The 14565-nt window shown below is 53.9% G+C and carries 10 protein-coding genes; all 10 read left to right on the top strand.

Features of this window, described 5'->3' with window-relative positions; genetic code table 11:
- Positions 1 to 5 precede the first annotated feature (5 nt).
- The 10 genes from BLP91_RS11720 (at position 6) to BLP91_RS11765 (ending at position 14538) form a co-directional block, all read left to right on the top strand.
- The gene (locus BLP91_RS11720) at positions 6 to 833 is read left to right on the top strand and encodes a pyruvate, water dikinase regulatory protein (RefSeq protein ID WP_091571238.1); all 828 of its coding nucleotides are present in this window, start codon (positions 6 to 8) and stop codon (positions 831 to 833) included.
- On the top strand, positions 830 to 3511 hold the full coding sequence (gene ppdK / locus BLP91_RS11725) for a pyruvate, phosphate dikinase (protein WP_091571241.1): 2682 nt from the start codon (positions 830 to 832) through the stop codon (positions 3509 to 3511). Before BLP91_RS11720 ends, ppdK begins: the two co-directional genes overlap by 4 nt.
- Before the next feature lie 363 nt (positions 3512 to 3874).
- Entirely contained in the window at positions 3875 to 5713 is a 1839-nt protein-coding gene (gene dnaG, locus BLP91_RS11730) for a DNA primase (RefSeq protein WP_091571245.1), read from the top strand.
- 58 nt (positions 5714 to 5771) lie between these two features.
- Positions 5772 to 6863, top strand: a complete 1092-nt coding sequence (gene rpoD / locus BLP91_RS11735; protein WP_218119249.1) for an RNA polymerase sigma factor RpoD — start codon at positions 5772 to 5774, stop codon at positions 6861 to 6863.
- 223 nt (positions 6864 to 7086) lie between these two features.
- Positions 7087 to 8229 carry an acyl-CoA dehydrogenase gene (locus tag BLP91_RS11740; protein WP_091571248.1) on the top strand — a complete coding sequence of 381 codons (1143 nt, stop codon included), beginning with the start codon at positions 7087 to 7089 and terminating at the stop codon, positions 8227 to 8229.
- A gap of 89 nt (positions 8230 to 8318) precedes the next feature.
- Positions 8319 to 9965 carry an AMP-binding protein gene (locus BLP91_RS11745; RefSeq protein WP_091571251.1) on the top strand — a complete coding sequence of 549 codons (1647 nt, stop codon included), beginning with the start codon at positions 8319 to 8321 and terminating at the stop codon, positions 9963 to 9965.
- 394 nt (positions 9966 to 10359) lie between these two features.
- Positions 10360 to 11805 (top strand): M1 family metallopeptidase, encoded by a 1446-nt coding sequence (locus BLP91_RS11750; protein WP_176757953.1) that lies wholly within the window; start codon positions 10360 to 10362, stop codon positions 11803 to 11805.
- A 114-nt stretch (positions 11806 to 11919) separates the two neighbouring features.
- Complete coding sequence (locus tag BLP91_RS11755; RefSeq protein ID WP_091571256.1) at positions 11920 to 12639, top strand: endonuclease/exonuclease/phosphatase family protein; 720 nt, start codon at positions 11920 to 11922, stop codon at positions 12637 to 12639.
- 58 nt (positions 12640 to 12697) lie between these two features.
- Positions 12698 to 13447 carry a tRNA (adenine(22)-N(1))-methyltransferase gene (locus tag BLP91_RS11760; RefSeq protein WP_176757954.1) on the top strand — a complete coding sequence of 250 codons (750 nt, stop codon included), beginning with the start codon at positions 12698 to 12700 and terminating at the stop codon, positions 13445 to 13447.
- The gene (locus BLP91_RS11765) at positions 13423 to 14538 is read left to right on the top strand and encodes a Nif3-like dinuclear metal center hexameric protein (RefSeq protein WP_091571261.1); all 1116 of its coding nucleotides are present in this window, start codon (positions 13423 to 13425) and stop codon (positions 14536 to 14538) included. The genes BLP91_RS11760 and BLP91_RS11765 overlap by 25 nt, the downstream gene beginning before the upstream one ends.
- The last annotated feature ends 27 nt before the right edge of the window (positions 14539 to 14565 follow it).

Below are 14565 nucleotides of genomic sequence, written 5' to 3' on the forward strand. Positions count from 1 at the left end.
GTATTATTTCCAGTGCAACGAACCGACCCGTCATCTTTCTTCTTTCCGATTCAGTAGGGGAGACCGCCGAGTTTGTGGTTCGTGCTGCTGCAAGCCAATTTAATGGCGGTGATGCAGTCATTCGGCGCATCCCCTATGTAGATGACAAAAAAACGATTCGGGAAACCGTGGAATCCGCCGCAGAGGAGGGGGGCGTGATCGCCTTCACGATGGTGGTGAGCAATCTGCAGGAATACCTGTTTGATGTGGCGGCAGAACACGATGTCCCCGTTGTCGATATCATGGGCCCGATGTTAAATACCCTGGCCACCCTTTATGAGCGGGAACCTAAGCGGGAACCGGGGTTGGTCCGCAAATTGGATGATGATTATTTCCGGAAGGTGGAGGCTATCGAATTTGCCGTCAAGTATGATGACGGAAAAGATCCTCGGGGGATTTTGCGGGCCGATGTGGTGCTGATCGGGGTCTCCCGGACCTCCAAGACCCCGCTGTCTATGTATTTGGCTCATAAGCGTTTGAAGGTGGCCAATGTTCCCCTGGTACCGGAGGTGGAGCCGCCAGATGAGCTGTTTCAGGTGGCACCGGAGCGTTGCATCGGCCTCAGCATCGACCCGGATCAACTCAACGGTATTCGGCGGGAACGCCTGAAATCACTGGGTCTGACCGCCCAGGCCAACTATGCCAATATGGAGCGCATCCTACAAGAGTTAGAGTATGCGGAACAGGTGATGCGACGGGTTGGTTGCCCGGTTTTGGATGTGTCCAACAAAGCAGTGGAGGAGACGGCCAACATGGTTCTCGACATGTTGCGCAAAGGAGGCGATTCCACATGAGTCAGCCCTTTATCATTCCTTTTACTGAAGGGAGTATGGAACAGAAGCACCTGATGGGAGGGAAGGGGGCCAACCTGGGAGAGATGACCCAAGCGGGCCTTCCCGTTCCGCCGGGGTTCACCCTGACCACAGCCGCTTGTTTGGAGTACTACGAAAACGGACGAACGTTGAAGTCCGCCAGAAAAGACGAGATTCGGAAAGCCCTCGATGCCCTGGAGGAGAAGTCGGGGAAAAAGCTGGGGGACCCGGCAAACCCTCTGTTGGTCTCTGTCCGGTCCGGGGCAGTGATCTCCATGCCGGGGATGATGGACACCGTCCTCAACCTCGGATTAAACGATGAGACGGTACAAGGGTTGGAAGGATTGACGGAAAGCCCCCGTTTTGCTTACGACTGCTATCGTCGTTTTATCCAGATGTACGGGGACGTCGTCCTAGGCATTCCCCACTACCGGTTTGAACGCGTGATTGAAGAGATGAAAGAGGAACGGTCGGCCTCCTCCGATACGGAGCTTACCGCCGCCGATTGGCAAGTGGTGATCGAACGGTTTAAGGACATGGTGAAAGAGGAGACGGGGCAACCCTTCCCTCAGGACCCGACGGAACAGCTGGAACGAGCGATCATCGCGGTCTTCGACTCCTGGAATAATCAGCGCGCCCGCATTTACAGAAAAATTCATAAGATCAGCGACGATTTGGGAACCGCGGTCAACGTACAGATGATGGTGTTTGGCAATATGGGCGACGACTCGGGTACCGGCGTCGCCTTCACCCGAAATCCGTCTACCGGTGAAAAGGTTCTTTATGGAGAATTCCTTATCAACGCCCAGGGGGAGGATGTGGTGGCCGGTATTCGGACCCCGGAGCCGATTGCCGCCTTGTCCAACCGGATGCCGGCGATTTACGATGCCTTCCGCGATATCAGCCGCCGGCTGGAAGCTCATTACCGGGATATGCAGGATATTGAATTTACCGTGGAACGGGGGAACCTCTACATTCTCCAGACTCGAAACGGCAAACGGACTGCTCACGCAGCGGTAAAGATCGCTGCCGATCTGGTGGAAGAAGGGGTGATCGACCGGCGTACCGCTTTAGAACGGGTGGATCCGGAACATCTGGATCAGATTCTGCACCGGCGAGTGGACCCAGATGCCCGGCTGAATGTGTTGACAAAGGGCTTGCCTGCTTCTCCCGGCGCCGCTGCGGGTAAACTGGTGTTTGATGCGGACACCGCAGAACGGAAATCCCAGGAAGGGGAAAAAGTGATCCTGGCCCGTCCTGAAACCACACCGGACGATATCCACGGAATCGTCGCCTCCCAAGGCGTGCTGACCAGTCGAGGCGGGATGACCAGTCATGCAGCTGTGGTTGCCCGGGGCATGGGGAAACCCTGTATCTGCGGTTGTGAGGAAGCCCGTATCGATCTGAAGGCGGGGGAGCTAACCATCGGTGAGACCACTCTTCGAGAAGGGGATCAACTCTCCATCGACGGTGGGACCGGCCATGTGATCCAGGGCGAGGTGCCCTTGATCGATCCGGAACTATCCGTTGAATTTCAGCGGTTGCTGGAGTGGGCCGATGAGTTCCGCCGGTTAAAGGTGAGGGCCAATGCCGACAACTCGGAGGATTCGCAAACGGCACGTCAGTTTGGCGCCGAAGGAGTAGGCCTTTGTCGAACGGAACATATGTTTATGGAAGCGGATCGGATCCCCTTGGTACGGGACATGATCCTCGCTGAAACGGCGGACGAGCGTCGGGCAGCACTGGATCAACTGCTTCCTCTGCAACAGGGGGATTTCAAAGGCATTTTCCAAGCAATGGACGGGCTGCCGGTGACGATTCGCCTGTTGGATCCGCCGTTGCATGAATTTCTGCCCAATCTGGAGGAGCTGTTGACAGAGCTGGTTCAGTTGCGGATGAACCCGGATGCGGACCGCCGAGAAATAGGCGAAAAAGAGGAGCTCCTCCGAAAAGTGCGGGCTCTTCACGAATTGAATCCCATGTTGGGCCACCGGGGGTGCCGCCTCGGTATGATTCACCCGGAAATTTACGCTATGCAGGTGAAAGCGATTTTTCAGGCAGCGGCGGAAGTGATCCGGGAAGGGGCTTCGGTCGAACCTGAGATCATGATCCCTCTCGTCGGCCACGTCAATGAACTGAAAGAGATGCGCAAGTTAGTGGAGGAAGTAGCGGAGCAAGTGGAGAGCCGGACAGGGCAATCGATCCCCTTCAGTGTGGGGACGATGATCGAAGTGCCCCGGGCCGCCTTGACTGCTGCGGAAATCGCCGAAGAGGCCGACTTTTTCTCCTTTGGGACCAATGACCTGACACAGACCACCTTTGGGTACAGCCGAGATGACGCGGAAGGAAAATTTCTCCATCATTATATTGACCACAAGGTGCTGCCGGAGAATCCCTTTGTCACCCTTGATACCGATGGAGTGGGACGCTTAGTCTCTCTGGGGGTAAGGGAAGGACGACGGATCAAAGCGGACTTGAAGACGGGGATATGCGGCGAACACGGAGGCGAAAAGCGGTCTATTCAATTCTGCCATCAGGCAGGGTTGGATTATGTGAGCTGCTCTCCCTTCCGGGTTCCCCTGGCCCGGCTGGCGGCCGCTCAGGCTGCTATTCTCCATTCTTCCGAACCAGACACAGACAGCTCTGCTAAAATCGGATAATGCGATCTTAAAGAACCTTGGAAATTCCAGGGTTCTCTATTTTTTGAAGAAATGAGATCAACTTTTTTGATAATGTCAAGGGATGGAAGGATTTTTTTTATGTTTCGGCGTATAATACTGAGGAGAACAATACCTAGGAAACAATTTTCGACAAATGTTCAAAAGTTGGAAACCCGTCAGGAGGTGGAAGGAATCAAGTACATGATGTAGAATTGAAAGATATGCAGCCGGTTTCCGCTCCGTTCCTCATACATATTTGCCTGATTTTCCCTCTCTATAAAGGGGAGGATTTTGACGAATGTTGGCGAATAGGTACGTGTTGAGCGGTAGACCGATATCAGCACGACGGGAGGCGGTGATTTCATGGGGGGACGGATCCCTGAAGAAGTCATCGACCGGGTCCGGGAACATTTTGATATCGTCGATGTGGTGGGTCAAACGGTTCAACTGAAAAAAAGTGGACGAAACTTTTTCGGCTTGTGCCCGTTTCATTCTGAGAGGACCCCATCTTTTTCTGTTTCTCCGGAGAAACAGATTTACTACTGCTTCGGGTGCGGAGCTGGTGGAGATGTATTGAAGTTCATCATGGAGTCGGAACAGCTCACCTTTGTGGAAGCGGTTCGCCATCTGGCAGAGCTTGCGGGTATCGAGATTCCTCAAGGGGATGGAAAAGATGCCTACGATCCGGAAGAAGCCCGGCGCGAGGAGCTTCGCAAGGTGACGGAGCTGACGGCCCGGTTGTACCATTATCTGTTAATGGAAACGGATCACGGTAAAGAAGCCCGGAGGTATTTGGAAGAGCGGGGGATCACCCGGGAAACGATCAAGGAGTTTCAACTGGGTTACGCCCCGGATTCCTTTCATTTTCTCCGCTCTTTTCTGAGACGGCGCAACATTGACGAAGAGCTGGGGGAGGAGGCGGGACTTTTAGCCCGTCGGAATTCGTCCCGGGGAAGGGCTTCATGCTTCGACCGGTTTCGGGACCGGGTGATGTTTCCGATCCATGATACCCAGGGCCGGGTGATCGGGTTTGGCGGAAGGGTGCTGGGGGATGGCCAGCCCAAATACTTGAACAGCCCGGAAACGCCGCTCTTCCACAAGGGGAAGTTTCTGTTTAATCTGCACCGCGCTAGAAAGGCGGTTCGAAAAGAGGGGACAGCGATCCTGTTTGAGGGTTACATGGATGTCATCTCCGCTTGGCAAGCAGGTGTTCGAACCGGTCTCGCCAACTTGGGGACGTCCCTGACAGAGTCTCAAGCTCGGGTGATCCGTCGGAACGCCGAGACGACCATCCTCTGTTATGACTCCGACCAAGCGGGCCAACATGCAGCAGAGCGGGCGGCGGGTTTGATCCGAGAACAGGGCGGGGTTGTCAAAGTGGCTCGGATGCCCCAGGGAATGGACCCGGACGATTATATTCGCAGACGGGGTGCGGAGGCCTTCAATGCGGATGTGATTGCCCAGGCCGACCCTTATATGTCCTTTAAACTGGAAGCCCTCAAAGAAAGTTTTGATCTCAAGGACGAGGAGGGGAGGATGCGATATCTGACCCGGGCTATCGAGATGATCACCGAGCTTCCCCGGGCGATCGAACGGGACCATTATCTGCGGCGGCTGGCAGAGGAATTCCAGCTGTCACTGGATGCCCTCAAACAGGAACAACGGCGGATCGCCGTGAAAAAGAAGAAAGAGGGTTACGGGGATAAAGGGTCCGGGAAGTGGAATAATGGATATCACGGTGGCAAACACATGGTCGGTCAGCATCGCCGCACCTTGGCGTATGAAGAGGCGGAAAAGCGCCTCTTAACCGCGATGATGCACGACAGAAACGTTGCCGAACGGGTGAGGGAAACGGTAGGTGCCGATTTTAACAGTGAAGTGTACGGTGCCTTGGCCGCTTATCTGTATGCCTACTATGCCGAGGGACATCCGGCTGATCCGGGGCGCTTTATCCGTTATCTTAAAGACGAGCGGCTGTTGGAAGTGGCCAGCGGTTTGGCGTTCCTCGATACGCCTCCGGAAGTGGCGGAAGAAGCGATCGCCGATTATATCCGACATATCCGCAATCATCCTATTCATAAAGAAATTGAACAGAAGAAAGAGCAAGTCAAAGAGGCTGAGCGTGCTGGTGACATTGCTAAGGCTACCCGTTTGGGGATTGAACTGATGCGTCTGAGGGAAAGGGTTCAAAAAGAGGCCTGATGCAATGGACTCAGGGAAGGAGGGAATCGCAAAATTGGCAAATGAGCAGAATGTTGACATGGAGCAAGAGCTCACCCTTGAGCAAGTGAAAGAGCAATTGACCGACCTCGGAAAGAAACGCGGGGTCCTAACATATAAAGAAATTACGGAAAAGATGGCCGCCTTTGACCAAGATCCACAACAAGTGGATGAGTTTTTCGAGACCCTGAATGAACAAGGGGTCCAGGTGGTTAATGAGGATGAGGAGTCCGTCGACTTTGTCGAGGAAGAAGAAAATGAAGATGAACTTCTGGAAGACGATTTGAGCGTTCCCCCAGGGGTGAAAATCAACGATCCGGTCCGTATGTATCTAAAGGAGATCGGACGGGTGCCGCTTTTGTCCGCCGAAGAAGAGGTGGCTTTGGCCGAACGGATCGAACAAGGTGACGAAGAGGCGAAACGCCGCCTTGCAGAAGCCAACCTCCGGCTAGTGGTTAGCATTGCCAAGCGCTATGTCGGACGGGGCATGCTGTTTCTCGACCTGATTCAGGAAGGAAACATGGGCTTGATCAAAGCGGTGGAGAAGTTCGATTACCGTAAAGGCTTTAAATTCAGCACCTATGCGACTTGGTGGATCCGTCAGGCGATCACCCGGGCGATCGCTGATCAGGCACGGACGATTCGGATTCCGGTTCATATGGTGGAAACGATCAATAAACTAATCCGCGTTTCCCGTCAATTGCTGCAAGATCTAGGACGTGAACCCACACCGGAAGAGATCGCGGAGGAGATGGATCTCAGCCCGGACAAAGTGCGAGAAATCATGAAGATCGCCCAGGAGCCGGTCTCTTTGGAGACGCCGATCGGCGAGGAGGACGACTCTCACCTGGGAGACTTCATTCCTGACGACGACGTGCAGGCCCCGGCGGATGCGGCCGCTTATGAATTGTTGAAGGAACAGCTGAAAGACGTGTTGGACACTCTCTCCGATCGTGAGGAAAACGTGCTTCGCCTCCGTTTCGGTCTGGATGATGGACGGACCCGCACCCTGGAGGAAGTGGGCAAGGTGTTTGGCGTCACCCGAGAACGGATCCGGCAGATTGAAGCTAAGGCTCTCCGCAAATTGCGTCATCCCAGTCGCAGCAAACGCTTAAAAGATTTCCTCGAGTAAAGCAAAATACAGCGTTTTTTGGAAAAGCACTCCATTGTAGGGTGCTTTATTTTTTTGCTGGTTCAATTTTATCCCTTTTCGGAACCCGATGCAAACCGCAGGAGAGCAAGTAAATGGGTCGAATACGGTACTTTTAAAAAATTCTTGAAGGAATTTGCTGCTTGATCCTATAATAATAAATGAAAGCGCTAACATCAAGAGTGACAGGGGAGTGGAGGAAAGCATGAATTTTGATTTAACCGAAGAACAGCAAATGGTGCGTAAGTTGATGCGGGATTTTGCGGAAGGTGAAGTAGCGCCTGGTGCCGACGAACGAGACCGGACAAAAACGTTTCCGGTAGAAATATTTGAAAAGATGGCTAAACTCAATCTCATGGGTCTTCCCTTTCCTGAAGAATACGGGGGTGGAGGCGGAGATTCGATCAGTTTTGCCATCGCGGTGGAGGAGCTGTCCCGGGTCTGCGCTTCCGTTGGCATCACCTATTCGGCCCATGTTTCTCTGGGATGTGCCCCCTTTTACCTTTTTGGAACGGAAGAGCAGAAACAGGAATACCTCGTTCCTCTCTGTCAGGGGAAAAGTTTGGGCGCCTTTGGTCTGACAGAGCCTCAAGCCGGATCGGATGCAGGAGGCACCCGAACCCACGCCGTTCGGGAAGGCGATGAATGGGTGATCAACGGTTCCAAATGTTTTATCACTAATGCTAGCTATGCAAAATTCGTCGCCTTGACGACGGTTACCGGAAGGAAAGAAGACGGTTCTCCTGAAATCACCGCTCTGATCGCCCCGACCGATGCGGAAGGGTTCCAGGTGTTGGACTCCTACGTCAAAATGGGATTGCACAGCTCCAACACCACCGAGCTGGTGTTAGAAAATGTTCGGGTGCCCGCCGACCATGTGTTAGGGAAGATCGGGGAAGGATTTAAACAGTTTTTGATCACCCTGGACGGGGGACGGATCGGGATCGGGGCGATGGCTCTCGGCATTGCCCAAGGCGCCTATGAATCCGCCCTGCGCTACGCCCGGGAGCGGGTGCAATTCGGCCGTTCCATCTCCAAATTTCAGGTGATCCAGCATAAGCTGGCGGATATGGCCATGCAGATCGAATTGGCTCGAAACATGGTGTACAAAGCGGCCTGGTTAAAGGACCAAGGACGTAAGTTTACGAAGGAAGCGTCTATGGCTAAGCTATATGCTTCGGAAACGGCCATGCGGGTTTGTGACCAGGCCGTGCAAATTCACGGCGGATATGGCTATATGCACGACTACAAGGTAGAACGCTTCTTCCGAGACGCGAAACTGACGGAAATCGGCGAAGGGACTTCGGAAATCCAACGGATGGTGATTGCCCGAGAAATCGGTTGTTGATCTCATCCAAGCCTGACTCCCACCGGGAGGAGGGCGTTTCTCTTCTATTATCAGAATGTTAAAAATGGAATGGACAGGGGGTATACCGGATGGCCGAGCAAATGAAGACGACGATGGGGGATCTCTTGGACGGGATTGTATCTCAACAAGGGGAGCAAGAAGGGGTGATCTACCCCGAACGAGGGCTGCGATGGACCTATCGAGAGTTCAGGAATCAATGCAATCAAGCTGCCAAGGGTTTCATGAAGTTGGGGCTGAAAAAGGGGGATCACCTGGCGATCTGGGCGACCAATCACCCGGAATGGCTGGTGACTCAGTTTGCCACAGGAAAGATGGGGGCGGTCCTGGTCACCGTCAACACCAATTACCGCGTTCGGGAATTGGAGTACCTGCTGCGCCAATCAGATACGGAAACCCTCATCCTGATGGAGGAGTTCCGAAATGCCAGCTATGTGGATATGTTGTATGAAATCTGTCCGGAACTGAAGGAGTGCGCTCCAGGTCAGCTCCGGTCCGCCCGTCTGCCCCGTTTGAAAAATGTCATCCTCATCGGTGACGAGCGGAAACCAGGTATGTACCTTTGGTCCGATCTGATGGAGATGGGAAAAAGCGTTTCCGACGAGGAGCTGGCCGAGAGACAAGCCTCCCTCCATCCGGATGATGTGATCAATATGCAGTACACCTCTGGCACGACCGGTTTTCCCAAAGGGGTGATGCTCACCCACAACAACATTGTCAATAATGCCAAAAACATCGCCGAATGCATGAAGCTGACTGCGGAGGACCGGATGTGTATTCCAGTCCCCTTCTTCCATTGTTTCGGATGTGTGCTCGGCACTTTGGCCTGTGTGACTGCGGGAGCGGTGCTGATCCCTGTGATCCAATTCGATCCGCTGACCGTCCTTGAGATCGTGGAGAAGGAGCGCTGCACTGCCTTGCATGGGGTGCCCACCATGTTTATCGCTGAACTGGACCATCCCGAATTCCCCCGGTTCCAGCTGGACTCCTTGCGAACGGGCATTATGGCTGGCTCCAACTGTCCAATGGAAGTGATGAAGCGGGTGATCCACGACATGGGGGCGGATCAGATCACCATCGCTTATGGTCAGACGGAATCATCTCCCGTGATTAGCCAGACGAGAACCGATGATCCGATTGAACGCCGGGTGGAGACCGTTGGCCAAAAGCTGCCTCAAGTCGAGGTGAAAGTGATCCACCCCGACACCGGTGAAGAGGTGGGTCCCGGAGAGCAGGGGGAACTGTGCACCCGGGGTTATCACGTGATGAAGGGATACTACAAGATGGAGCAGGCCACTCGGGAGGTGATTGATGAAGAGGGGTGGCTGCATACGGGAGATTTGGCTACGATGGATGAGGAGGGTTACCTGCGGATTACCGGCCGCTTAAAAGACATGATCATCCGTGGAGGCGAAAATATCTATCCCCGGGAGATAGAGGAGTTTCTTTACACCCATCCTGAAATTCTCGATGTTCAGGTGGTGGGGGTTCCTGACGCCACATACGGGGAAGAGGTCATGGCTTTCATCCGAGTCAAGGAAGGGCAAACGATCACCGCTGAGGAGCTGCGCTCCTTTTGTGAAGGGAAGATCGCCCGATACAAAATCCCCAAGTATGTGCAACAAGTGGACAGCTACCCGATGACAGCCAGCGGTAAGGTCCAAAAATATAAGTTGCGGGAGCAAGCCGCCCGTAATTTACAGCTCAGCGAAAAATAAGGGAAGAATCAGACCGAAAAAGGCCGGTTTTTGACGGCTCGTTGCGAATACGGTTTGTTTCCAGCTCCATATATCTTTGAGCTTCTCCTAATGTTTGCAGGCTCTTTTGCTCCATACTTGGGGTCCACCGCATGAGTTGGCCATTTTGTGCTAGAGCTTTCTCATCAGCATGATATGGTTTTAAACTCTTTTAAGATGTCTGCTCACCTGAACAGAATGTGGAAAGGGTCGTCGGTGAAGGACTTTTTGCCGATTCTTTTACACCGGGAATGCCAAACAAGCGCGCGGTAATATGTAAGATCGGATGGAAAGTGGCGTGATTCCGTCATAAAAAACTAAGGGATGGAAATCATAGGAGGGGTAAGCATTTCCATCAGAAATGGGGAGTGGACGGATGAAGCGTCGCTTTTTGTTTTTTATGGCCCTGATCCTGGCAGGGGCCCCTTTGTTGCAGAATCCGAATCTGGCCCAAGCGGAAGGAAAGTGGAGAGGGGCAGAGCGTCGTCCTTACTATGTTATCGATGCTCGCTATGATGAGGCATCCACTAAAGTGACCGGCCATCTGTCGGTCAAGGTACCTGTCGAGAAGGAAGCGTTGAGCCAGGTGTATTTTCATCTTTATCCCAACGCTTTTGCCGACTGGAAATGGGGGGAGGAATCCAAACCAAAGCAGCCTGGTTATCTGAAGGTGAAAAATGTCCGAGTGGACGGGGTTCAGGCGCACAACAAAACCAAAGAGACCCTGCTCAAGGTAGATCTGCCGACCCCGGTCCATCCCGGCAAAACAACCCAGGTGGAAATGGATTATGAACTAAAGCTTCCCAAAGGCGGGATGCGCCTCAACAAGTACGGAAACACCGCTTTTTTGGCCCAGTGGTACCCGATGCTGGCAGTTAAAGACCGGGAGGGGTGGCATACCGATCCATATACCACGACCGGCGATCCTTTTTACTCTCAGATGTCCGATTTTGAGATCACCTTTCATGTGCCGGAGGGGTATCGCTTGATCACCAGCGCCAAAGATTCCCCCGAACCGGTCGACTCCGAAGTGACCCTCCGGCAGGCCAATGTACGGGATTTTGCTGCGGTGATCAGTAAAGATTATGAACCGGTTCAGGGGAGAGCGGGGGATGTACAAGTCAACCTCTGGTACCTCAAAGGTATGGAAGATGTGGCTCAGGAGCTTCATCAGGCGGCCATCTCCGGGATGGAGTTTTTCGGAAAACACTTTGGGAAGTATCCCTATCAAGAAGTGGATGTGGTGCTGGGGGAGACTGGATACGGCATTGCCGGGATGGAGTATCCAGGTTTGGTCACTTCCCTAGATAAAATCCCGACCCGCAAAGGGGAGCGGCCAGCCGTCAATGTAGTTGCCCACGAGCTGGCTCACCAATGGTGGTACGGGGTTGTCGGCAACAATCAGGTGAAAGAGCCTTGGTTGGACGAGGGATTGACCACCTTCTCTGAATTTCTGTTCATGTCCGAACAGATGGGGGAAAACGAACAGGATCTGTTGGTCAAGGCGGCGGAACGCACCGATCGAATTCATGAGGAAAAAGGGGTTACCTCTGTCGAATCCCTCTACAAATACTCGGACCCAGTCTACGGGATGATGGTCTACACCCGTCCCGCCGCCATGCTCTGGAAGTTGGCAGATGAACTAGGAAAAGAGAAGGTGCTGGAAATCCTCAGTACCTACTACGACCGGTATCGCTTCCAGACAGCCACCACCCAGGATTTTGTCCAGGTGGCTAGTGAAGTGGCCGGGAAAGATTTAAAACCTTTCTTCGACCACTGGCTCTATTTTAAAGACCGGTCGATGTCAAAGAAAAAAGGATAATCCCAGGAGCCGGCAGTGACCGGCTCCTTTACCGTGTGTTCACTATCCATCGAAAAGTTGAGCGGCCGAGGTGCATAGGAGTAATCAAGTCCATTCTGGGGGAGGTCCTGTTGTATGAAAGTGATGGCTTACAATATCCGACATGGATGGGGCTGTGATGGGCGGGTCGATCTGGAGCGGATCGCCCAGGTGATTGAACAGGAAAATCCTGATCTGGTGGGGCTGAACGAGGTGGATGTCCACTTTCATCGTCGGAGCGGTTTCACGGACCAGCTTTCCCACCTGGCTACCCGACTGGGGATGTCGGCGGTATTCGGCCCGGCCATTACCCGGGGCTCTGAGATATCCAACACCGGTTATGGAAATGGTCTTCTCCTGAAAGGGAACGTGCTCCGTTCGGAAAATATCTTGGTGACGAGAATGGGGGAAGAAACGCGGGCCTTATTGGTGGTAGAGTTACAACCGGAGGGGGTGAAGCACAGGGTGTGCACCATGGTCACCCATATGGGGCTCACTCCCTGGATGCGGAGGAAGCAGACAGATGTGTTGATTAAGCAATTACAGAAGGTGGCGATGCCGATCGTGGTTACAGGGGATTGGAATGTGATCCCCTGCCGACCGGTGGTTCGCCGGCTAAACCCGTATCTTCGGGATGTGCTGGCCGAATGGGGAGTCAAAGGGGCCACCTATCCTTGTTCGTCTCCGCGAAAGCGAATCGATTATATATTTTGCTCTTCCCACTTTCAGATCATGGATGCTAAGGTGGTGGATCACGCCGGTTGTCCATCCGATCATCTCCCGATCACCTGTCGATTGGAACGGATTCCAACCTGATAAACCGGCAACAATCCGTTATAATGGAAAGTTGAACGGGATGAAGAGGGGGAGAGAAATGGGCACCGAACGTCAAGGGGCTTCACGGATTTCCGACCGCCTCTCCGCGGTGGCCCGATTGATTCCACCGGGTCGTATCGTGGCGGATATCGGCTCGGATCATGCCCAACTTTTGGTCCATTTGGCCGAGCATCAGGTATTGGATAGAGGGATCGCCGGAGAGGTGAATCGCGGACCTTATGAAAATGCCGCCGATCGGGTCCGTGAAAGCGGCTGGTCGGACCGGATCGATGTCCGCCTGGGGGATGGGCTAAAGGTGCTGCGCCCGGGAGAAGCGGATGTGGTGGTTTTGGCTGGAATGGGAGGCAGCCTGATCGCTTCCATCCTTTCCCGGGGTAAAGAGAAACTGGACGCCACCACCCAACTGGTATTGCAACCCAATAACCACGGGGATCAGGTACGCCGCTGGTTATTGGAACAGGGTTGGGAAATCAAGCAGGAGGAGTTAGTCAAAGAAGGCGGTATCCTTTACGAGATCGTATCGGCGAGCTCCGGCGCACCAGAGCACCCCTATCAAGGGTTGCCTTTTTCCGGAGATATTCTGAGGAAATTGGGTCCTCTCTTGTGTCGGGACCGTCATCCCCTGCTCGGTGAACGTGTGGCGGAAGAGGTGGACCGATTGGACCGGGCTTTGGACAGTTTGCGCTCCGCTCGGACCCCAGAGGCGCAGATGAGGCAACAACAACTGGCGGCAGACCGGAGAAGATGGGAGGAGGTACAGTCATGGCTGTCACAGGAAAGGATTTGATCAAGGTGATGGAAGAGTGGGCCCCACGATCCCTCGCGGTGGACAAGGACCGGATTGGGTTGCAGGTGGGGGATCCCCAGGCGGAAGTAAAAGGGGTGATGCTGGCCCTGGATGTGACGGAAGAAGTGGTGGATGAGGCGATTGAAAAAGGAGCCAACTGGATCGTCGCCCATCATGCTGTCATCTTTCGCCCGCTCACCGATTTGCGAACCGATCGGCCTGCTGGGCGTCTCTACCGCAAAATATTGAAACATGACCTCCAGGTGTACGTCGCTCACACCAACCTGGATGCAGCCCCGGACGGGGTGAACGATGTGCTGTGCGATCAGTTGGGCCTCAAGGAACGTCAGGTCTTGCTCCCCACTCGCAGCAGCCGGTTACAGAAATTAGTGGTCTTTATTCCTAAGGATCATCATGAGGAGGTATTGCGTGGGCTGGCCCGGGCGGGTGCCGGTTGGATCGGGAATTACAGCCATTGCACCTTTAACCTGGACGGGACCGGAACCTTTCTCCCAGAGGATGGAACCCAACCCTATATCGGAAAGCAAGGGGAGCTGGCCCGTGTGGGGGAAGTTCGTCTGGAAACCGTCATCACCGAAGAGATCCGGGAAGATGTATTGGAGGCGCTGTTCGCGGTCCATCCCTATGAGGAGCCTGCTTACGATCTCTATCCCTTGGACCTTCCGGGGGCGGTGGAAGGGATCGGCCGGATCGGAAAGCTGCCTCAACCGATGAGCTTGAAGGAATTGGCTCACCAATTGACCAAAGCTTACCGGATCTCTGGATTGCGGATGGTGGGGGATGGGGAAGGATTGGTCTCCACTGTGGCCGTACTCGGTGGTTCCGGCGGCCGCTATTATCCAGAGGCGATCAAGGGTGGCGCCGATGTCTATATCACTGGAGACCTGGACCATCACACCGCCTTGGACGCGGCGGCGGAAGGGTTGTCTCTGTTGGATCCCGGCCATCATGTAGAGCATTTGGTATTGGAAAAAGTGAGAGAAAAGCTAACCAAGTCCACCTCTCTAACAGGGGTTCCGGTGTTTGTCACTCAGGTGAACACGGATCCCTTCCAATATATTGTTGGATAATTTCTCCTATTGTATCGATCCCTTCCC

It is taken from the genome of Melghirimyces thermohalophilus (genome assembly GCF_900102685.1).
GTDB classification, from domain to species: Bacteria; Bacillota; Bacilli; order Thermoactinomycetales; family DSM-45169; genus Melghirimyces; species Melghirimyces thermohalophilus.